The sequence below is a fragment of the Methylococcus mesophilus genome, assembly GCF_026247885.1.
GTDB classification, from domain to species: domain Bacteria; phylum Pseudomonadota; class Gammaproteobacteria; order Methylococcales; family Methylococcaceae; genus Methylococcus; species Methylococcus mesophilus.
Genome location: NZ_CP110921.1, coordinates 1,677,933 through 1,698,206 on the forward strand (window position 1 = coordinate 1,677,933; position 20,274 = coordinate 1,698,206).

At 65.2% G+C, this 20,274-nt stretch carries 17 protein-coding genes; 4 read left to right on the forward strand and 13 right to left on the reverse strand.

Going from position 1 to position 20,274, the window contains the following annotated elements:
* The first annotated feature begins 4 nt into the window (after positions 1-4).
* Genes surE through OOT43_RS07800 form a run of 4 tightly spaced genes read left to right on the forward strand, consistent with a single transcriptional unit; the run spans position 5 to position 4,584 of the window.
* Positions 5-760, forward strand: coding sequence for a 5'/3'-nucleotidase SurE (gene surE / locus OOT43_RS07785; RefSeq protein WP_266024277.1), 756 nt, complete (start codon positions 5-7; stop codon positions 758-760).
* Positions 757-1,416 carry a protein-L-isoaspartate(D-aspartate) O-methyltransferase gene (locus OOT43_RS07790; protein WP_266024278.1) on the forward strand — a complete coding sequence of 220 codons (660 nt, stop codon included), beginning with the start codon at positions 757-759 and terminating at the stop codon, positions 1,414-1,416. Before surE ends, OOT43_RS07790 begins: the two co-directional genes overlap by 4 nt.
* 4 nt (positions 1,417-1,420) lie before the next feature.
* On the forward strand, positions 1,421-4,099 hold the full coding sequence (locus tag OOT43_RS07795) for a bifunctional acetate--CoA ligase family protein/GNAT family N-acetyltransferase (protein ID WP_266024280.1): 2,679 nt from the start codon (positions 1,421-1,423) through the stop codon (positions 4,097-4,099).
* A complete protein-coding gene (locus OOT43_RS07800) occupies positions 4,096-4,584 on the forward strand; it encodes a DUF721 domain-containing protein (protein WP_266024281.1) in 489 nt (162 codons plus the stop codon). Before OOT43_RS07795 ends, OOT43_RS07800 begins: the two co-directional genes overlap by 4 nt.
* A gap of 4 nt (positions 4,585-4,588) precedes the next feature.
* Here OOT43_RS07800 and lpxC read toward each other — a convergent pair whose 3' ends face one another.
* The 13 genes from lpxC to OOT43_RS07865 form a co-directional block, all read right to left on the reverse strand.
* On the reverse strand, positions 4,589-5,503 hold the full coding sequence (gene lpxC, locus OOT43_RS07805) for a UDP-3-O-acyl-N-acetylglucosamine deacetylase (protein WP_266024282.1): 915 nt from the start codon (positions 5,501-5,503) through the stop codon (positions 4,589-4,591).
* A gap of 136 nt (positions 5,504-5,639) precedes the next feature.
* On the reverse strand, positions 5,640-6,788 hold the full coding sequence (gene ftsZ / locus OOT43_RS07810) for a cell division protein FtsZ (RefSeq protein ID WP_010961648.1): 1,149 nt from the start codon (positions 6,786-6,788) through the stop codon (positions 5,640-5,642).
* A 46-nt stretch (positions 6,789-6,834) separates the two neighbouring features.
* On the reverse strand, positions 6,835-8,070 hold the full coding sequence (gene ftsA / locus OOT43_RS07815) for a cell division protein FtsA (protein ID WP_266024283.1): 1,236 nt from the start codon (positions 8,068-8,070) through the stop codon (positions 6,835-6,837).
* Positions 8,071-8,201: 131 nt separating this feature from the next.
* Positions 8,202-9,023: a cell division protein FtsQ/DivIB gene (locus tag OOT43_RS07820; RefSeq protein ID WP_266024284.1), complete on the reverse strand. Its 822-nt coding sequence runs from the start codon at positions 9,021-9,023 to the stop codon at positions 8,202-8,204.
* Positions 8,993-9,922 carry a D-alanine--D-alanine ligase gene (locus OOT43_RS07825; RefSeq protein WP_266024285.1) on the reverse strand — a complete coding sequence of 310 codons (930 nt, stop codon included), beginning with the start codon at positions 9,920-9,922 and terminating at the stop codon, positions 8,993-8,995. The genes OOT43_RS07820 and OOT43_RS07825 overlap by 31 nt, the downstream gene beginning before the upstream one ends.
* Positions 9,923-9,946: 24 nt before the next feature.
* Positions 9,947-10,864, reverse strand: coding sequence for a UDP-N-acetylmuramate dehydrogenase (gene murB, locus OOT43_RS07830; RefSeq protein WP_394358040.1), 918 nt, complete (start codon positions 10,862-10,864; stop codon positions 9,947-9,949).
* Positions 10,861-12,279 (reverse strand): UDP-N-acetylmuramate--L-alanine ligase, encoded by a 1,419-nt coding sequence (gene murC / locus OOT43_RS07835; RefSeq protein WP_266024286.1) that lies wholly within the window; start codon positions 12,277-12,279, stop codon positions 10,861-10,863. Before murC ends, murB begins: the two co-directional genes overlap by 4 nt.
* Positions 12,276-13,340 carry an undecaprenyldiphospho-muramoylpentapeptide beta-N-acetylglucosaminyltransferase gene (murG, locus tag OOT43_RS07840; RefSeq protein ID WP_266024287.1) on the reverse strand — a complete coding sequence of 355 codons (1,065 nt, stop codon included), beginning with the start codon at positions 13,338-13,340 and terminating at the stop codon, positions 12,276-12,278. The genes murC and murG overlap by 4 nt, the downstream gene beginning before the upstream one ends.
* Positions 13,325-14,521: a putative lipid II flippase FtsW gene (ftsW, locus tag OOT43_RS07845; RefSeq protein WP_266024288.1), complete on the reverse strand. Its 1,197-nt coding sequence runs from the start codon at positions 14,519-14,521 to the stop codon at positions 13,325-13,327. Before ftsW ends, murG begins: the two co-directional genes overlap by 16 nt.
* Positions 14,518-15,903: a UDP-N-acetylmuramoyl-L-alanine--D-glutamate ligase gene (gene murD / locus OOT43_RS07850; protein WP_266024289.1), complete on the reverse strand. Its 1,386-nt coding sequence runs from the start codon at positions 15,901-15,903 to the stop codon at positions 14,518-14,520. Before murD ends, ftsW begins: the two co-directional genes overlap by 4 nt.
* Positions 15,903-16,985, reverse strand: coding sequence for a phospho-N-acetylmuramoyl-pentapeptide-transferase (mraY, locus tag OOT43_RS07855; RefSeq protein WP_266024290.1), 1,083 nt, complete (start codon positions 16,983-16,985; stop codon positions 15,903-15,905). The genes murD and mraY overlap by 1 nt, the downstream gene beginning before the upstream one ends.
* A 49-nt stretch (positions 16,986-17,034) precedes the next feature.
* A complete protein-coding gene (locus OOT43_RS07860) occupies positions 17,035-18,492 on the reverse strand; it encodes a UDP-N-acetylmuramoyl-L-alanyl-D-glutamate--2,6-diaminopimelate ligase (RefSeq protein WP_266024291.1) in 1,458 nt (485 codons plus the stop codon).
* Positions 18,493-18,539: 47 nt separating this feature from the next.
* Positions 18,540-20,267 carry a peptidoglycan D,D-transpeptidase FtsI family protein gene (locus OOT43_RS07865; RefSeq protein ID WP_266024292.1) on the reverse strand — a complete coding sequence of 576 codons (1,728 nt, stop codon included), beginning with the start codon at positions 20,265-20,267 and terminating at the stop codon, positions 18,540-18,542.
* Positions 20,268-20,274 lie beyond the last annotated feature (7 nt).

Consider the following 20,274-nt stretch of genomic DNA (forward strand, 5'->3'; position numbering starts at 1 on the left):
CTCCATGCACATACTCCTCAGCAACGACGACGGCTACGCCGCCCCCGGTCTTCGCGCCCTGGCCGCCGCCCTTTCCCCGCTCGCCAAGATCACGGTCGTCGCCCCCGAGCGCAACCGCAGCGGCGCCAGCAACTCCCTGACCCTGGAGCGGCCCTTGCGCGCCTCGCGCGCCGAGAACGGCTTCATCCGGGTCGACGGCACCCCTACGGACTGCGTGCACCTGGCCATCACCGGGCTGCTGGACAGCGAGCCGGACATGGTGTTCGCCGGCATCAACCACGGCGCCAATCTGGGCGACGACGTCATTTACTCCGGCACCGTCGCCGCGGCCACCGAGGGCCGTTTCCTCGGGCTGCCTGCGGTGGCGATCTCGCTGGCGGCCCACAACCCGGAGCACTTCGAGACGGCGGCCCAGGTCGCCGTCGAACTCCTGGGGCGCATCCGCGAAAACCCGCTGCCGGCGGACACCATACTGAACGTCAACGTCCCCGACATCCCCCTGGAGGAACTTCGGGGCTACCAGGCCACGCGGCTCGGCGCCCGCCACAAGGCGGAGGCGGTCATCCGCAGCCGCGACCCGCGCGGTCGGGAGATTTTCTGGGTGGGCTGCGCCGGCCCCGAGGCCGATGCCGGCCCCGGCACCGATTTCCACGCCATCCGCGAGAACTGCGTGTCGGTCACCCCGCTGCAGATCGACCTCACCCGCTACGAGCGGCTCAATCAACTGGGCGCGTGGCTGCCCGGCGGAGTCGCCGCATGAATGCCCGCCTGCGGGGCATCGGCATGACATCGCCGCGCACCCGCGAGCGCATGGTCAACCGGCTGCGGGAGCTCGGGATTCGCCACGAGCGGGTGTTGGACGCCATGCTGAACGTCCCCCGCCATATCTTCGTCGAAGAAGCCTTCGCCAGCCGGGCCTACGAGGACATGGCCCTGCCGATCGGATTCGGCCAGACTATCTCGCAGCCCTACACGGTCGCCCGCATGACCGAATTGCTGGTCGAGGCCGGCCCGCTGCGCCGCGTGCTGGAAGTAGGCACCGGCTCCGGGTATCAGACCGCTGTCCTGGCCCATCTGGTCGGGATCGTCTATTCGGTGGAACGCATCCAGGCCTTGCAGGAACGGGCCATCCGCAGCCTGACCGATCTGAGCCTCCGGAATGTGCGGCTGAAGCACGGCGACGGTCATTGGGGCTGGCGCGAATCCGGCCCCTTCGACGGCATCATCGTGACCGCTGCCCCGATACGCCTGCCGGACGCCCTGCTGGACCAGCTCAACCCCGGCGGCGTACTGGTCGCCCCGGTCGGAGCGGGCCGGGAACAGACGATCGAACGCATCGTGCGCACCGGCTCGGGCTTTGACGCGTTGTCCGTGGAACCGGCCGTGTTCGTTCCGCTGCTGGCCGGCATGGCCTGACGGCATGGCGGGCCCCTACCTCGACACACTCTTCCGGCCTCGCGCCGTCGCCGTGTTCGGCGCCAGCGAGCGGCCCGATTCGGTGGGATTCCGCATCTTCGGCAACCTGCTCGAAGGCGGCTTCCGCGGCCCGGTCCATCCCGTCAATCCCAAGCACGAACAGGTCCTGGGCCAGCGCTGCTACAAGTCGCTGAGCGAGATCGACGGCGCCGTCGACCTGGCCCTGATCGCCACCCCGGCACCCACCGTCCCCGCCATCCTGAGAGAATGCGGCGAGCAGAGCGTCCGCGCCGCGATCGTGTTCTCCGCGGGTTTCGGGGATGGCGACAGCCAAGGCCGCCGCCTGTCCCAGGCGCTGCTCGCGGAAGCCGGAAATCAAGGCGTACGGCTGCTCGGACCGAACTGCCTGGGGCTGATGCGGCCCAGCCTGAATCTCAACGCCACCTTCAGCAACAATGTCGCTCTGCCGGGCGGGCTCGCCCTGGTGTCCCAGTCCGGCGCCCTGTGCACGGCAATCGTCGACTGGGCCAGCGCCCACCGGATCGGGTTTTCCGTGGTCGCCTCCATCGGCTCGGCTTACGACCTCGATTTCGGCGACATCCTGGATTACCTGGCGCTGGACCAGGAGACCCGCAGCATCCTGTTGTATGTGGAAGGCATCCGCGATGCCCGCCGCTTCATGAGCGGCTTGCGGACGGCAGCCCGACTCAAACCCGTCATCGTCATCAAGGCCGGCCGCTACGCCGAAGGCTCCCGCGCCGCGGTCTCCCACACCGGCGCCCTGGTGGGCGCCGACGACGTATTCGACGCCGCATTGAAACGCGCCGGCGTGGTCCGCGCCAAAACGATCGAGCAGTTGTTCGCCGCGGCGCAGTTGCTGGCCGGTGCTCACCCCGTCCAGGGCGAACGTCTGGCCATCGTCACCAACGCTGGGGGCCCCGGTGTGATGGCGACGGACGCCGCAGTCGAACGCCGTCTGCGTCTGGCCGAGCTGTCCCAGAGCACGCTGCAGCGCCTCGACCAAGCCCTGCCGGCTTTCTGGTCTCACGGCAATCCGATCGACATTCTCGGCGACGCCACGCCGGAGCGCTATGCCTCAGCGGTCGAAGCCTGCCTGGGCGATCCCGGCGTCGACGGCCTGCTGGTGATGCTCACGCCGCAGGCCATGACCGATCCCACCGGCGCGGCGAAGCGGACGCTCGAAGCCATCGGAGATTCGAAAAAGCCGGTTCTGGCTTGCTGGCTCGGCGAAACCCAGGTCCGGGAGGGCCGGGCGCTGTTCACCGAACATGGCATCCCCTCCTTCCCCAACCCGGAAAGCGCGACCGAAGCCTTCGGCTTCCTCGCCGAACACCATCGCAACCAGCAAATGCTGCTGCAGGTGCCCGGCCCCCTGGCCGAACTCGGACCGCCCGATATCGCCGGCGCCCACCTGATCGTGGAAGGCGCGCTGGGAGACAAGCGGAGCCTCCTTTCCCCGCTGGAAACGCGGGCCATCCTCGGAGCCTTCCGCATCCCCATGCTGCCGGCTCTCCCCGCCCATTCCCCCAACGAGGCCCTGGCGGCGGCGGAGTGCCTCGGATTTCCCGTGGCCCTGAAAGTGCTGTCGCCCGACATCACCCACAAGTCCGACGTGGACGGTGTGGTGCTCAACGTGACGCATGCCGAATCGGTGCGGCAGGCCTACAACGACCTGCTGGCGCGGGTCGGCCGGCGCAAACCGGACGCCCGCATCGAAGGGGTGTCGGTGGAAAAAATGTACACTGGCCGGCACGGGCGCGAACTGCTGGTCGGCGTGATCGACGATCCGGTTTTCGGGCCGGTGATCGGTTTCGGCGCTGGCGGCACGGCGGTGGAGATCAGCCGCGACCGGGCGATCGGCCTGCCGCCGATCAACGCCCACATCGCCCGCACCCTGATCGGCCAGACCCGCGTCTCCGCCGCCCTCGGTGCTTTTCGCAACCTGCCGCCGATCCGTATGGAATCGCTGGTCCAGACCCTGCAGCGGGTATCGGAGATGGTATGCGAACTGCCGCAAATCCGCGAAATGGACATCAATCCACTGATGGCCGACGATACCGGGGTGTATGCGCTGGATGCCCGAATCGTCGTGCGCCACCCACCGCCCGGACGCAGGCGCTACGATCACATGGCGATCCATCCCTATCCCGCGCAGTGGGTCGGCCGGTTTCAGCTCAACGACGGCACCGCCGTCACCCTCCGCCCGATACGGCCCGAGGACGCGGCGATGGAGCAGGAATTCGTCCGCGGCCTGTCGGAGGAGGCCAAGTATTTCCGCTTCATGCAATCGGTCCAGGAATTGAGCCCGGACATGCTGGTGCGCCTGACCCAGCTCGATTACCACCGGGAACTCGCTCTGATCGCGACCGTCGAGACCGGAGAAAGGGAGACGGAGGTGGCGGTCGCGCGCTTTTTCAGCAATCCGGGCGGAAAAACCGCCGAATTCGCCATCGTCGTCGCCGATGCCTGGCAGCGCCGCGGCATCGGTGCCCGCCTCATGACAACGCTGGCGGACGCGGCGCGAGAAAAAGGAATACAGAAGCTGCAGGGCGAGGTACTGGCGGGTAACGGCAAGATGTTGCACTTCATGGAAGCGCTGGGCTTCTCGGCGGCCCCCGCGGCCGAAGATGCCTCGATCGTGCAAGTGTTCCGAAACCTATGACACCGATGAACCGCCCCGCGCAGCCGGCCGAGGAGCGGCCGCATCCTCAGCGGGTTTCCGAACTCGTCCCCAGAAAAGCCCTCGAAGCCTGCCTGGCACGCATCGAAAACCACCGAAGGCTGCTGGAAACGGTACGGCGTCTGCTGCCGCCCCCCTTGGCCGCCCATTGCCGGGAGTGCGTGGCGGGAGACGTCACCCTGGTGCTTTACGCCGAGTCGGCTGCCTGGGCTTCGCAGTTGCGCTTCTACCTGCCCCGGATCATCGAAGAACTGGCGCAGGAAGGCCATGGCCAGTTCCGCCAGGGCAAGGTCAGAACGCTCTCCATGGCCATGGAAGCAACGCACGCCGGCCCGCCCCGACCGGCCCCGCACCGTCCCCTCCCGGCGACGATCGCCGCGATCGAAGCGGCGGCGCGGGCCAGCGAGGGTGAAATCGGAACCGCCCTCGCCCGCCTGTGCGGCACCCTGCGCCGGTTGCCGCGTTGAATGGTCAGCGCGCCGCCGGCGCCGTCCGCATATAGGAGATCGGGGCGTACCCCTCGTCCTCGAAGCTCACCATTTCCCAGGCGTCGCGCGCCTTCAGGAGTTCGCACAGCAGGTGATTGTTGAGGCCGTGGCCGGATTTGTAGCCGGTGAACGAGCCGATCAGGCTGTGCCCCAGGAGATAGAGGTCGCCGATGGCGTCGAGGATCTTGTGCTTGACGAACTCGTCGCCGCTGCGCAGGCCGTCCTCGTTGAGCACCCGGAATTTGTCCACGACGATGGCATTGTCCATGGAACCGCCCAGGGCCAGACGGTTCTTGCGCAGCATCTCGATGTCGCGCATGAAGCCGAAGGTACGGGCACGGGCGATCTCCTTGACGAAACTGGTCGAGGAAAACTCGATGCTGGCAGTCTGCGAGTCCTTGTCGAAAACCGGATGGTCGAAATCGATGGTGAACGTCACCTTGAAACCGTCATGAGGCTCGAACCTGGCCCATTTGTCGCCGTCCTCGACCTGGAGCGGCCGCTTGATGCGTATGAACTGCTTCGGCGCTTCCTGTTCCTGTACGCCGGCGGACTGGATCAGGAACACGAAGGGCCCGGCGCTGCCGTCCATGATCGGCACTTCCGGCGCGCTGACGTCGACGTAGGCATTGTCGATCCCGAGGCCGGCGAACGCGGAAAGCAGATGTTCCACCGTGGAGATGCGCACGTCGCCTTTCACCAGCGTCGTCGACAAGGTGGTGTCGCCGACGTTGTCGGGCCGGGCATCGATCACCACCGGCTCGGCGAGGTCGACCCGTCTGAACTTGATGCCTGAATTGGGTGCCGCCGGCCTGAGCGTGAGATAAACCTTTTCACCGGTGTGAAGGCCCACGCCGGTGGCGCGGATGACGTTTTTCAAGGTTCTTTGTTTGATCATACAGGTGTCCCCCATACTAAGGGGCCGCCGTGCGGCGGCCAATCCGGTAGGTCGTTCGATGCGTCACCCGGGCCACGGTCCGCGTGTTTCCCGGATGAGCTTTTCAGGGCGTGGAAAAAGAACAGGAATTGGAAATTCAATCGGCTTGGCGGCGCAGGAATGCGGGGATGTCGAGATACTCGAGATCCATTTCCTTGCTGGGTTCGCCGCGCGGCTCGTGTTTGGGCTGCTTGCGCAGCACCGTGGGGCGCTGCATCTGTTCGTAGTCGATTTCGCCGGTCTGCTTGTGCACCAGTTTCAGCGGCGCCTCGGAGACCATCTGGGACTGGCCCGAGAGTCCGGTCGCCACCACGGTGACGCGGACTTCGTCCTGCATCTCGGGATCGATCACAGTGCCGATGACGACCATCGCCTCGTCGGAGGCATAGTCCTTGACCGCATTGCCCACTTCGTCGAATTCGCCGATGGCAAGATCGAGACCGCCGGTGATGTTGACCAGGATGCCCTTCGCGCCGGAGAGGCTGATGTCTTCCAGCAGCGGGCTGGCGATGGCCCGTTCGGCGGCGTCGCGCGCACGGGTCGGACCGCTGCCCACACCCGTACCCATCATGGCGACGCCCATTTCCGACATGACGGTGCGAACGTCGGCGAAATCCACGTTGATGAGGCCCGGGCGGGTAATCAGCTCGGCGATGCCCTGCACCGCGCCGAGCAACACATCGTTCGCCGCCGCGAACGCGGCCATCAGACTCACGTCCTTGCCCAACACGGGCAGGAGCTTCTCGTTCGGAATGGTGATGAGGGAATCCACGAACTGGCTCAGTTCCGCGATGCCCTTGTCGGCGACCAGACGGCGCTTGCGCCCTTCGAATGGGAATGGCTTGGTCACGACCGCCACGGTGAGAATGCCGGCTTCCTTGGCGATTTCCGCGATGACGGGCGCCGCGCCGGTGCCGGTGCCGCCGCCCATGCCCGCCGTGATGAACACCATGTCGGCGCCATCCAGCACTTCGAGGATACGCTCGCGGTCGTCGAGCGCGGCCTGCCGGCCGATGTCAGGGTTGGCCCCGGCGCCCAGGCCTTTCGTCAGATTATTGCCCAGTTGGATGACGGTGCGCGCACCGAGGTTGCGCAGCGCCTGGGCATCGGTATTGGCGCAGATGAAATCGACGCCCTCGATCTGGCTGCTCACCATGTGATTGACGGCATTGCCACCGCCGCCGCCGACGCCGATCACCTTGATGACCGCGTTCGGGCTAAACGAATCTACAAGTTCAAATTTCATGTTCCCATCCCCTCTGAATACGGGCTATCCGGAAAAACCGAAAATCTCAGAAATTTCCCTGAAACCAATTCTTCATGCGCAGCCAGATGCTCCTGAAACCGCCACCTCCCAGCATGGGGCGCTCCCCGGAAAACAAATGCTGCCGCCCATGCAACAACAACCCCACTCCGGTGGCGTAGGCCGGGTTGCGAATCACGTCGTTGAGGCCGGAAACCGTATAAGGCACACCTAGCCGCACCGGCATGTGGAAAATTTCTTCCGCCAGATCCACCAGCCCCTCGACCCGCGAACTGCCGCCGCTCAGTACGATACCCGCCGCGATCAGATCGTCGAAACCCGCCCTGCGCAGTTCCGACTGCACCAGCAGAAGCAACTCTTCGTAGCGCGGCTCCACGATCTCGGCGAGATTGAGCCTGGAAATCTGCCGGGAAGGCCGGTCGCCGATACTGGGCACTTCGATCGTGTCCTCGATGTCGGCGAGCTGGGTCAGCGCGCAGGCGTGCTTGAGCTTCAGCGTCTCGGCATGGGGCGTAGGCGTGCGCAGCGCCACGGCGATGTCGTTGGTTACCTGGTCGCCGGCGATCGGGATCACCGCGGTGTGGCGGATGGCGCCGTCGGTGAACACCGCAATGTCCGTGGTGCCGCCGCCGATGTCGACCAGGCACACGCCGAGTTCCTTCTCGTCATCCGTCAGAACGGCCTGGCTCGACGCCAGTTGTTCGAGCACGATGTCGTCGACCTCCAGGCCGCAGCGCTGGATGCATTTCTGGATGTTCTGAGCCGCGCTCACCGCGCCTGTGACAATGTGCACCCGAGCCTCGAGGCGTATGCCCGACATGCCGATGGGTTCCTTGACGCCCTCCTGCCGGTCGATGACGAACTCCTGGGGCAGGATGTGCAGGATCTTCTGATCGGCGGGAATAGCGACCGCCCTGGCGGAGTCGATGACACGGTCGACGTCCCCCTGGGTGACCTCCTTGTCCCGGATCGCGACGATGCCGTGCGAATTCATGCTGCTGATGTGGCTGCCGGCGATGCCCGCGTAGACCGAGTGGATGCGGAAACCGGCCATCAGCTCCGCTTCCTCGACCGCGCGCTGAATGGAATGAACGGTGGTTTCGAGATTGACAACGACGCCCTTCTTCAGTCCACGCGATGGGTGGGTGCCCAGTCCGACCACATCGATCTGGCCATCCTCGTTGACCTCGCCCACGAGACAGGCCACTTTGGAAGTGCCGATGTCCAGCCCTACGATTACGTTCTTGTCAGACTTTTTGCCCATGAAGTGATATTCGAAGGATGTGTCAGACGCATGCCCAGCCTATTGCGTTCAATAGCCGACCCTGCCGTTCCCCGCCCGACCGGGCACGTTGTGCGGAAAAAGATTCCCTATCGCCGATGCGCGGCCGCCCCTCATGCGGGAGGGACCGTCCCAGGCTGCTCGGGGGGAACCTCCACGTCGGGCGGGTATGTTTTCCAAACCACCGCGAAGCCATAAGGATACCTCAAATCGATACTTTGGAGCAGGGCCATCCGTTCTTTTCCCAACAGCGGCAGAAGACTCAGGAGACCGGGGAGGGCCTCGGCCGGCTCCTGGCGCCCGAACTCGATCCGGACGTCCGATTCCAGTCGCAGCGACCATGACCAGCGGTCGGTCAATCTGAGTTCGGCGACCCGCGTTCCCCAAACCTCGAAACGCTCGTCGAGATCGATCAGCACCTTGACCAGCCGCTGTTCCTGGCCATCCGGCCCCGTCAGCAACGGCAGATGCTCGAACCCTTGGGTACTCCCGACACGAAAACGGTCCATCCGGTCGTCGATGAAATCTGCATTTCCCCAGCGTGCCACGGGGCGATGCTCCCGCACCTCCACCTCGATGCGGTCCGGCCACCGGCGTTCCACCGAAGCCTCCGCTACCCAGGGGATGGAGGCCACCGCTTGCCGGATTTCGGCCATGGGGATTCCGAAATAAGTATTGTCGCGGGCCAGCCTGTCCCTGACGAGGTTTTCCACCGCCGCCGGATCGATATAGCGAAAAGCGCCCTTCACACGGACGGTCTGCACCCGTCGCTCGGCAACCCACGACACCCCCCAGCCTACTCCTCCCCATATCAGGCAAAGAGCGAGCAGCGCCGTGAAAGAGGCGCGCAAGCTGCGCCCGCTTGGGACGGCCGCACCGCCGGCGCCATTCCGCCCTTCCGGTTTCAGGCGACGCTGGTTTCCAGGATGTGCCACACCAGCTCCTGAAACTCGATGCCCGCAGCCTTCGCGGCCATCGGAACGAGACTGTGATCCGTCATGCCGGGGACGGTATTGACCTCGATCAGCCAGGGTTGGCCGCTGCGGTCGACCATGAGGTCGACCCGGCCCCAGCCGCCGACGCCGACGATCTGGCAGGCCCGCAGCACCAGCGCCTGAAGTTCGGCTTCACGCCCGGCGTCCAGCCCGCAAGGGCAGAGGTAACGGGTGGTTTCCGCCCGGTATTTGGCCTCGAAATCGTAGAAAGCATGCGGGGTTTCCAGGCGGATCAGCGGCAACGGCACACCCTTGAGCATACCCCCGGTGTATTCGACGCCGTCGATCCAACGCTCGGCGAAAACGGCACAGCCGTAAGCGGAGGCGCGCTCCCAGGCCTGCGCCAGTTCTTCGGCATCGGCCGCACGGCTCATGCCGATGCTCGACCCCTCTTCCGCCGGCTTGACGATCACCGGAAATCCCAGGGCTTGCCGGCAACGATCGAGATCGGCGGACGAACCCAGCCGCAGCCAGGGCGGGGTCGGCAGACCGGCTCCCGTCCAGCACAGCTTGGTGCGCAATTTGTCCATGCTCAACGCGGAGGCCAGTACGCCGCTGCCCGTGCAGGGGACGCCCAGGCAGGCCAGCGCACCTTGCAACACGCCGTCCTCACCGCCGCGTCCGTGGATAATGTTGAACACGCGATCGAAGCGGCGCTCCAGCAACGGAGCGATCATGTCGCGCCCGACGTCGAAACCTTCGGCGTCGATCCCGCCGGCCTGCAACGCATCCAGGACGGCCTTGCCGCTTTTCAACGAAATCTCCCGTTCGGCCGCGGCCCCACCCATCAGGACTGCGACCTTACCGAACTCCGATGCCTGCTGAATCCGTTTTTCCACTCGATTCCTCATTTCTAAGGGTTTCTATACTAGCGACTCGCCCACGATCCGGACTTCGGGCTCGAGCCAAATGCCGGAGAGGAGGGCCACCCGGTTCCGTACCTCCGAGATCAACGTCTCGATGTCAGCCGCCGTCGCTCTCCCTGAGTTGACGATGAAATTGGCATGCTTGGCGGACACTTGAGCGCCGCCCACGGCGAGCCCCTTGAGCCCACAGGCTTCGATCAGGCGTGCCGCAAAGTCCCCGGGCGGATTCCGGAACACTGACCCGCAGCTCGGCTGATGGGTCGGCTGGGTCGCCGAGCGTCGCGCCAGCAGAGCCTTAATGCGTTCCCGCCCGGCGCGTCCGTCACCAGGCGAAAGCTCGAGTTCGGCTGCCAGGAACCACTCGCCTTCCGGCCCGTGCACATGGCGGTAACCCACCTCGAATTCCTCGGGTGCCCGCCAGATCGTCCGTCCGCTGCGGTTCACCGTCAGCGCGCGCCGCACCAGGCTCCAGGTCTCGCCGCCGAAGGCACCGGCATTCATCGCCAGGGCGCCCCCCAAGGTGCCCGGAATGCCGGCCAGAAATTCGGCACCGACCCAATCCCGGTCGGTGCAGAAGCGGGCGACATGGGAGCAGGGAATACCGGCTTCGGCGTAAACGCAGGCAGGATCACGGGCCTCGATGGCACGCAGGCGATTCTTGGTGCAGACCACCGTGCCGCGGATACCGCCGTCCCGGACCAGCACGTTACTGCCAAGGCCCAGCCAGAACAGCGGTTCCTGGGGCGGCAGGGCGCGCAGGAACTCGACCAGGTCTTCGAGGTCAGCGGGCTGATAGAAGCGTTCCGCCGGTCCGCCCACCCGCCAGCTGGTATGCTCGGCCAGCGGCTCGTGTTCGAGCCAGGTTCCGCGCAATGGCACCGCCGGGGCGCCGGCAGCGAACCCCTGGGTGGTCAAGGAATCGGCTCCGGGCCCAGGCGCTCGGGCAACTGCTGGGCGAGCGCGCCGACGCTGCCCGCGCCCAGCGTCATCACGACGTCGCCCGGCTTCAATACGTTCGGCAGGATGTCGAAGACTTCCTCGGGGGTTTCCGCGAAGATCGGATCGATCTGTCCCCGCACGCGGATGGCCCGGCTGAGGGAACGCCCGTCGGCGCCCGCTATAGGCGCTTCACCGGCTGAATAAACGTCCAACAGGATCAGCACGTCGACCCGGGACAGGACCTGCACGAAATCCTCGAACAAGTCGCGGGTCCGGGTATAACGGTGGGGCTGGAATACCACGACCAGACGCCGGTCGGGCCAGGCATTGCGGGCAGAATCCAGGGTCGCCGCCAATTCGCTCGGGTGGTGGCCGTAATCGTCGACGAATGTGATTTGGCCGCCGCCGAAGCTCAGGCTGGCGTTGATCTGGAACCGCCGGCCGATGCCGCGGAACCCCGCCAGCGCCCGCTGGATCACCGCATCGGCAACGCCCAGTTCGGTGGCGACCCCAATCGCCGCCAGCGCGTTGAGAATATTGTGGTAGCCCGGCAGATTGAGCGTGATCTCCAGCGGTTCGGCGCCCTGCCTCAGCACGCTGAACCGGCTCTGCAGGCCGAGTCGCCGGATGCCGACCGCGCGGATGTCGACGCCCTCCCGCTCGCCGTAGGTGCGGTACGGCTTGCTCAGCCGCGGCAGGATGTCGCGGACACCGGGGTCTTCGGCACATAGTACCGCCGCCCCATAGAACGGCACGTGGTGGAGGAACTCGACGAACGCGTCCTTGAGCCGGCCGAAATCGTTGCCGTAGGTGCCCATGTGATCCTGATCGATGTTGGTCACCACGGCGATCATGGGCTGGAGGTGCAGGAACGAGGCGTCGCTCTCATCGGCTTCGGCGACCAGATACTCGCCTTGCCCCAACTGGGCGTTGGCGCCCACGCTGTTCAGCCGCCCGCCGATTACGAAGGTCGGGTCCAGACCCCCTTCGGCCAGGATGCTGGCGGTCAGGCTGGTGGTCGTAGTCTTGCCGTGGGTGCCGGCCACCGCCACGCCGTAACGGAAGCGCATCAGCTCCGCCAGCATTTCGGCCCGCGAAATGACCGGAATCCGGGCGGCCCGGGCGGCATCGATCTCCACGTTGGACTGCGCCACCGCGCTGGAAACCACCACCACGTCCACCGCCTCGACGTGCCGGGCCTCGTGCCCGATCGAGATCACGGCACCCCGCTCCTCCAGGCGGCGGGTATTGGCGTTCTGCTGCAGATCGGAACCCGATACCCGGTAGCCGAGGTTCAGCAGGACCTCCGCGATACCGCTCATGCCCGCGCCGCCGACACCGACGAAATGGATGCGGGTGATTTTCTTCATGCCGTCGGTTCGGGGCGTCATGCGCCGGCCTCCTCCAGACAGACCTTGGCGACGCGGTCGGCCGCATCGTAGCGGGCCAAGTTCCGGGCCGCCACGCTCATTGCCTGCAGCCGTCCGCGCTCGTCCAGCAGGGCGCGGATCTCAGCCGCCAGAGATTCCTCGTCCAGCGTGGACTGGGGCATCAGCACCGCCGCTCCCGCCTCCGCCAGATAGCCACCGTTCGCGGTCTGATGATCGTCGATGGCATAGGGGAAAGGCACGAGTATGGCTGGCAGCCCCGCCGCGGCCAGTTCGCTCACGGTCATGGCACCGGCGCGGCATACCGCGAGGTCAGCCCAGCCGTAGGCCTCCTCCATGTCCTCGATGAATGCGTCCACTTTCGCCGGCAGTCCGAACTGCCGGTACAAGTCTTGGGTTTCCTGGAGCATGGCCTGCCCGGTTTGATGGCGAATTTCGACTGGCTCCCCGCCCAGGACCGCCAGGGCCCGCGGGACGATGCGGTTCAAGGCCTGCGCCCCCAGACTCCCGCCCAGGACAAGCACGCGTCGGGATTCACGGGGCGCATGATGGTGGTGAAAGGATTCTATGTTCTGCCGCAAGGGATTGCCGGTGCAGACCGCGCCGGAAGACGGTTGGAAGGCGCCGGGAAAGGCTTCCAGCACCTGGTTGGCAATATGGGACAAAAATCGATTGGTGGTGCCGGGAATCCGGTTCTGCTCGTGGATCACCAGGGGAATGCCCAGCACCCGAGCCATGAGTCCGCCCGGACCGGCGACGAAGCCGCCCATGCCCAGCACGGCGTCCGGCCTTCTGCGGCGAAGTATACGCAGTGCCTGCAGACAGGCCAAGCCCAGCATGGCCGGGGCCTTCGCCTTGGACGCCAAGCCCTTGCCGCGTATGCCGCTGACGCTGAGCCAGTCGATCGGATAGCCGGCTGCCGGCACCACCCTGGCCTCCAGGCCGGCCCGGGTCCCCATCCAGGAGACTTCGGCGCCCGCGCCGCGGAGCTTGTCCGCGACCGCGAGCGCGGGAAACACGTGCCCGCCGGTCCCCCCGGCCAGGATCGTTACGCGCTTGGCCATACGCCCTTCCGGCCGTTGCCCAGGAAGCTCGCCACCGCCTCACTGCGGATCCGGAACAGCAATCCGATCGCGGCGCAGACCACCATCATACTGCCGCCGCCGTAACTCATCAGCGGCAGAGTCAGTCCCTTCGTGGGCAGCATGCCCATGTTCACCCCCATGTTGATGAAGGACTGTAGGCCCAGCCAGATGCCGATGCCGTAGGCGAGGAAGGCTGCGAACAGCTTGCCGCTGCGCTCGGCGAGCCGGCCGATCGCCAGCGCCCGCCAGACCACGACGGCGAACAGCACGATGACGGTAGTCGCCCCCCAGAGCCCCAGTTCCTCGCCGATGACCGAAAACAGGAAGTCAGTATGGGCTTCGGGCAAATAGAACAGTTTCTGGACGCTGGACCCCAGCCCCACCCCCTGCCAGTCACCCCGGCCGAACGCGATCAACGCCTGGGTCAGCTGAAACCCCGAGTTGAGCGGGTCGGCCCAGGGATCGAGAAAGCTGAGCACCCGTTTCAGCCGATACTCGGCCGTATAGATCAATAACGTCCCGGCGACGGCGACCAGCCCCAGCAGCGAGGCGAATACCCACAGGCGGGCGCCCGCGAGAAACAGCATCCCCAAGGCGGTCGCCATGACCACCGCGGTGGCGCCGAAATCGGGCTCCTTCAGCAGGAGGACCCCGCCGATGGCGAGCAGGCTCAAGGGAAAAATCATCCCCTTTACCGATGTCCTGACGGTTTCCAGATGCCGGCTGATATAGCCGGCCACATAGATCGCCGCCACCAACTTGAAAACCTCGGAGACCTGGACACGAAGCCCGAACAGGTTGATCCAGCGCACGCTGCCGTTCACTGATTTGCCGATGCCCGGAATGAGAACCAGGACCAGCAAGGCGATACCCACCCAGAACAGCGACCTGGAATGCCGCTCCAGCGTGTCCAGCCGCACCTTTGCCGCCGCCCATCCCGCCACCAGCCCCAGCACAATATGCGCGAGCTGATGCTTCGGAAAATAGAAGCTGTCGCTCGCCATCTTTTCGCCGAGATGCAGCGAGGCGGAGGACACCATGACGAAACCGAAAAGCATCAACCCCAAGGACACCGAAAGCAGGATGGTGTCCAGATAGAAGCGGTTGGGGCCCCATTTCAGCACCAGACCCCGGCTGCCGCGAATCGCTTGCGTAGTCATGACATGGTCCTCACCGTTGCGGCGAAATCTCTTCCGCGCTCTTGATAGTCCTTGTACTGGTCGAGGCTGGCGCAGGCCGGTGCCAGCAGCACGGTATCGCCGCGCCGTGCTACCCCGCGGGCGGCCCGAACCGCCTCGAACATCGTGTTGACCCGGATCGTGGGTACGACGTCCTTGAGCACCTGCTCGATCAGCGGCCCGTCCCGCCCCATGAGGACAGCGGCCCGCAGCATTTCCGCCGCGACCGGCGCGAGGGAGGAAAAATCGGCGCCCTTGCCGTCTCCGCCGGCGATGAGCACGGCCTTGCCTTCCAACCCGGAAAGGGCCGCGATGCAGGCGCCGACGTTGGTCGCCTTGGAATCGTTGACATAAGCGACACCGTCGATATCGGCCACCCATTGCATGCGGTGATCCAGCCCCGGAAACGTCCGCAGCACCTGCACGACCGCTTCGCGGTCGAATTTGCACGCGTCTGCGATCGCCACGGCAGCGAGGGCGTTGGCCAGGTTATGCCGGCCCTTGATGCGAACCTCGTCGGCCGGGAGCAGCGGAACCCCTTGCGCCAGAATCCAGGCCTTCCCTTCGTTGAGGCCAAGCGTATAGTCCAAGGCCGCCGCGTTCCCCAATCCGAACCGCACGGCGTGCCTTCCCGGCTCGCGCATTCCGGCGACGAGCGGATCATCCTGGTTGAGCACCATCAGCCCATCGCCGCGAAACACCCGCCGCTTCGCCTCGGCATAGGCCGCCAAGTCGGGATAGCGGTCCATGTGGTCCGGGCTGATATTGAGTACGGTCGCGACGTCCGCCTCGAACAATTCCGAGCGTTCCAACTGGAAGCTCGACAGTTCGAGGACGTACAGCTCCGCAGCCGCGTCCAGCAGGTCCAGCATCGGCGTGCCCAGGTTGCCGCCCACCGCTGCCCGGATTCCGGACGCCTTCGCCATCAGGCCTACCAGGGTCGTGACCGTACTCTTGCCGTTCGCGCCAGTGATGGCCGCTATCGGCGCCCGCGCGCAGCACGCGAAAAGGTCCAGATCGCCGAACACGCGCACCCCGCGCCGCCTGGCTTCGCGGATTTCGTCCCGCTCCAGGGAAAGTCCGGGGCTGACGACGAGATGCGTCGCCGCTGCCAGCGCATCTTTGCTGAACTCCCCGAGAAACAAGGGAACGTCGGGAAATGCCTCGCGCAGTTCTTCCAGGCCCGGCGGAGCGATCCGGCTGTCCATGACCGCGCATTCGAATCCTTGCCGGCGCAGGAAGCGGACGGTCGACAGACCGGTCGAGCCCAGGCCCAGGACGAGCACACGCGAACGGCCGTCCAGGCCGAGACCGGCGAATTCGCAGGGCAGCTTTTCAGCAACGGCGCGGGGGTTCGTGTTCATCAACGCAGCTTCAAGGTTGCCAGCCCGATGAGCACCAGAATGACGGAGATGATCCAAAACCTCACGATCACCCGTGGCTCCGGCCATCCTTTCAATTCAAAGTGATGGTGGATCGGCGCCATCCGGAAAATGCGCCGGCCGGTCAATTTGAAAGACAGCACCTGCAGCATGACCGAGACCGTCTCCATGACGAAAATCCCGCCCATGATCATGAGCACGATTTCCTGCCGGACCAGAACGGCCACCATCCCCAGGGCGGCACCGAGCGCCAGGGCCCCGATGTCGCCCATGAAGACCTGGGCCGGGTAAGTGTTGAACCAGAGGAACCCCAGGCCGGCCCCGACCAGAGCGCCGCAAAACACCACCAGTTCCCCCGCCTTCGGCAGATAAGGAATTCCCAGGTACTCCGAGAACTCGCTGTGGCCGGAAGCATAGGCGAAAATCGCCAGTCCCCCCGCAACCAGCACCGTCGGGAGAATCGCCAGCCCGTCCAGGCCGTCGGTCAGGTTGACCGCATTGCTCGACCCCACGACCACGAAATAGACCATGGGGATGTACAGCCATCCCATGTTCAGTACCACGTTCTTGAAGAACGGCACAATGAACTGGGTTTCCTGCGGCGAACTCGCGGTGTGATAGAGAAACAACGCCACCCCGAGGCCGAACACCGATTGCCACAGGTATTTGTGGCGTGCCGCCAGCCCCTTGCTGTTCTTCAGAACCAGCTTTTTGTAATCGTCGATGAAGCCGATGAATCCGTAAGCCAGGGTCACCAGCAGCACCGCCCAGACGTAGCGGTTGCCGAGATCCGCCCACAGCAAGGTGCTGATGGTGATCGTCACCAGAATCAGCGCCCCGCCCATCGTGGGCGTGCCTGCCTTCGACAAATGGCTTTGCGGGCCGTCATCGCGGATCGTCTGCCCGATCTTGTAGCTTCCCAGATGCCGGATCATCGCCGGGCCGACGATGAAAGAAATCACGAGCGCGGTCAGGACACCCAGGATCCCGCGGAAGGTGAGATAGTGAAAGACCCTGAAGGCGTCGAAATAATGCTCGAGCCAGTTCGCTAGAATCAGTAGCATCGTATTTCCTTAAACTGCTTCCAATACAGGGCGTATCGCCTCTGTGACCTTATTCGGTACCGCGGTGCCGGGCCGACAGCGCTTTCCCTACCTCTACCCGATCGGAAAATTCGCGGGCCACGCCGCCGACGTCCTGAAATGCTTCATGCCCCTTTCCTGCCACCAGGACAATGTCGCCTTCCCCTGCCTGTGCAATGGCCTGATGGATGGCCGCACGGCGGTCGCGCACGACCGTGACGGTGGAACCGGTGCAACCCTTGAGAATGTCCTGGACGATGGCATCCCCCGACTCGAGGCGCGGATTGTCGTCGGTCACGATCACGCTGTCCGCAAGGCGCTCGGCGACGGCCCCCATTTCCGGGCGCTTGCCCTTGTCCCGATCGCCGCCGCAACCGAACACCAGCCGCAGCCTGCCCCGGCAATGGCGGCGCAGGCTCGTCAGCACGTTCCGCAACGCGTCCGGAGTATGGGCATAATCGACGACCGCGGTCACGCCATCCTCGCAAAACCGCTCCATGCGCCCGGCAACTGGACGGACCTTGGCGGCCCGCGAGGCGGCAGCGTCGGCGGAATACCCCAGCCCCAGCAGAACCGCCATCGTCCCGAGCAGATTCTCGGCGTTGAAATCACCATAAACCGGGGCATCCACGTCGACGGAACGCCCCTCCCAATTGACCCGCAAATGCAGGCCCTCAGGCGTCTGCTCCAGGGCCTCAGCATAAATCACGGGAAAGTCCGCCGAACTCCCGCCCTGCAGGCTGTAGCCGACGACCCTCACCCCGGCGGGGACGCTCGCCAGAATGGTATCCACGGAAGGATCGTCAAGCGTGACCGCGACGAACTCCAACGCGGGGTTGGACAGCAAGCCCAGCTTGGCATTCAGATAGGACTCGAAAGTACCGTGATAATCAAGGTGGTCCCGCGTAACGCGGGTGTACAGTGCACCTCGGCAACAGACGCCGTTGATGCGCCCCTGCGCCTGCCCGTGCGATGAGGCCTCCAAAGCCACCAGCCCGATCCCTTGCGCCTTGAGGGTTGCGAGTATGGCATGAATCTCGATGGCATCAGGGGTCGTATGTGCGATCCGCCGCAGCCTTTCGGGCTTTCCCCAGCCCAGGGTCCCGATGACCGCCGCCGGATGTTCATCCCGCAATGCATCGGCGATGAAATGGGTGCAGGAGGTCTTGCCGTTGGTCCCGGTGACCGCGACGACCTTCAGGGTCTCCGAGGGATGGCCGAAAAAACGGGCAGCGATGCTGCCCACGTGGCGTCCCAGATCGGTAACCGGCACGGCGAAACCGGGTTCCGGTTCCGGCGCACAGGCGCCGCCCCCCGAAGAGTCATAGACGACTGCGACTGCCCCCCGCCCTGCTGCCTCTTCCGCATACCTGAGTCCGTGCTCCCGGCTTCCCGACAGCGCGAAAAATGCATCGCCGGTGCGAACCGACCGGCTGTCGAGGCTCAGGCCGAATACCGGAATATCCGGCACGGTCTGAGGGTCGGTCAAGCCATCCAACAGCCTCCGCAGGGAAGCGCCGGCACCATCGCCGCCGCTCAAAAGATTTCGTCCTTCTGGGCTGAAAGGATGGACTGGCCCATGTCCTGATCCGGCAGGACGTTGAGCAACCTCAACCCCGGCTCCATGACGGCGGCAAATGCCGGCGCCGCCACTGCGCCGCCATAATATTCCCCGGCCAAAGGTTCATCGATCATCACGACGGTGACCACCCGTGGATCGGTCGCCGGCGCCATGCCTGCGAACACGGCGATATGGCGCGAGGTCTGATAGCCGCCGCGTCCGGCGCTTTTCTTCACCGTCCCGGTTTTTCCGGCGACCCGGAAACCCGGAATGCTGGCTTTGATCGCCGTGCCATCGGCCGAAACCACGCCTTCCAGCATGTTGCGCACCGTCGCGGCGGTCTTTTTCGACATCACCTGGGTCGCCGCCGCCGGGCGATCCTGCTTCAGCATGCTGACGGCCGGCATCGCGCCGTCGTTTGCCAGCGCCAAGTAAGCCCGCGCCAACTGCAATGGCGTCGCCGACACCCCGTAACCGAAGGAGAGCGTAGCCTGCGCGAACGGCCGCAGCCCCTTCCGGTCCGGCATGCGCCCTTGCGCTTCTCCGGGAAAACCGGTGCCCAGCCCCTGGCCGAACCCCAAGTCGCGGTAAAACCCCCAGAACTTGTCGGGAGGCAAGGCCAAAGCCATCTTGGTGACCCCCACGTTGCTCGACTTGCGCAGCACTCCGGCGACGTCGAGCACGCCGTAGTTGTGTACGTCCTTGACCACATTGGAACCGACGTGCATGACGCCCGGCGAGGTATTGATCACCGCGTTGGCTCGGAATGCCCCCATTTCCAAGGCGCAGGCCACCGCGAACGGCTTCATCGTCGATCCCGGCTCGAACAAATCGGTGACCGCGCGGTTGCGGGTCGAGCCGGGCACGGTGCCGTTGCGGCCATTGGGATTGAAGGACGGCTGATTGACCATCGCCAGCACCTCGCCGGTCTTGGCGTCGAGCATGACCAAGGCGCCCGCCTTGGCCCGGTGCTGCTGCACAGTCTTCTTCAGCTCGCGGTAGGCCAGATACTGCAGGCGCTGGTCGATGCTGATGCTCAGGTCCTTGCCGGCCACCGGCTGACGCACGCTGTCGACATCCTCGATGACCCTGCGCTTGCCGTCCCGGATGATGCGCCTGACACCCTCGATGCCCTTCAAATGCTCATCGAAGGCGAGCTCCAGCCCTTCCTGTCCCTGGTCGTCGATGTCGGTGATACCGAGCACGTGGGCGGCGACCTCGCCGGTCGGGTAGTAGCGCCGGTACTCTTCTTCGGCGTAGACACCGGGCAGGCCCAGCGCCGTCACCTGATCGGCAAGTTCGGGACTGACACGGCGCTTGAGATACACGAAGGCCCGATTGGCGCCGTGGTCGCCGAGGCGCCGTTTCAGGTCGTCCGGCGTATCTCCGATCAGCCCGGCCAAAGCCTCGTACTGCGCTGCGTTTGCCTCGAACTCCTTGGGATTGACCCAGATCGATTTCACCGGACAGCTGGTCGCGAGCAAATCGCCGTTCCGGTCCAGGATCCGGCCGCGATGCGCCGGCACCGGAACCGCGCCCATGTGGCGCAAGTCGCCCTGATGCTTGAGAAACTGCCGATCCACGACCTGCAGGTTGACCGCACGCCCGACCAGGACGAGCATGGCCGCCATCATGCCGATCAGCAATAGCGACCAGCGCGCCCCGTAATCGCTCTCTTTTTGCGGATTCGTTATGTACATCATCGCAGAC

What these genes read in the sequence shown, in the direction of transcription:
- surE (WP_266024277.1), top strand. Translation starts at nt 5, where the DNA reads ATGCACATACTCCTCAGCAACGACGACGGCTACGCCGCCCCCGGTCTT.
- lpxC (WP_266024282.1), bottom strand. Translation starts at nt 5,503, where the DNA reads ATGATCAAACAAAGAACCTTGAAAAACGTCATCCGCGCCACCGGCGTG.
- OOT43_RS07795 (WP_266024280.1), top strand. Translation starts at nt 1,421, where the DNA reads ATGGCGGGCCCCTACCTCGACACACTCTTCCGGCCTCGCGCCGTCGCC.
- OOT43_RS07865 (WP_266024292.1), bottom strand. Translation starts at nt 20,267, where the DNA reads ATGATGTACATAACGAATCCGCAAAAAGAGAGCGATTACGGGGCGCGC.
- OOT43_RS07790 (WP_266024278.1), top strand. Translation starts at nt 757, where the DNA reads ATGAATGCCCGCCTGCGGGGCATCGGCATGACATCGCCGCGCACCCGC.
- mraY (WP_266024290.1), bottom strand. Translation starts at nt 16,985, where the DNA reads ATGCTACTGATTCTAGCGAACTGGCTCGAGCATTATTTCGACGCCTTC.
- ftsZ (WP_010961648.1), bottom strand. Translation starts at nt 6,788, where the DNA reads ATGAAATTTGAACTTGTAGATTCGTTTAGCCCGAACGCGGTCATCAAG.
- OOT43_RS07800 (WP_266024281.1), top strand. Translation starts at nt 4,096, where the DNA reads ATGACACCGATGAACCGCCCCGCGCAGCCGGCCGAGGAGCGGCCGCAT.
- murG (WP_266024287.1), bottom strand. Translation starts at nt 13,340, where the DNA reads ATGGCCAAGCGCGTAACGATCCTGGCCGGGGGGACCGGCGGGCACGTG.
- murC (WP_266024286.1), bottom strand. Translation starts at nt 12,279, where the DNA reads ATGACGCCCCGAACCGACGGCATGAAGAAAATCACCCGCATCCATTTC.
- murD (WP_266024289.1), bottom strand. Translation starts at nt 15,903, where the DNA reads ATGAACACGAACCCCCGCGCCGTTGCTGAAAAGCTGCCCTGCGAATTC.
- ftsW (WP_266024288.1), bottom strand. Translation starts at nt 14,521, where the DNA reads ATGACTACGCAAGCGATTCGCGGCAGCCGGGGTCTGGTGCTGAAATGG.
- ftsA (WP_266024283.1), bottom strand. Translation starts at nt 8,070, where the DNA reads ATGGGCAAAAAGTCTGACAAGAACGTAATCGTAGGGCTGGACATCGGC.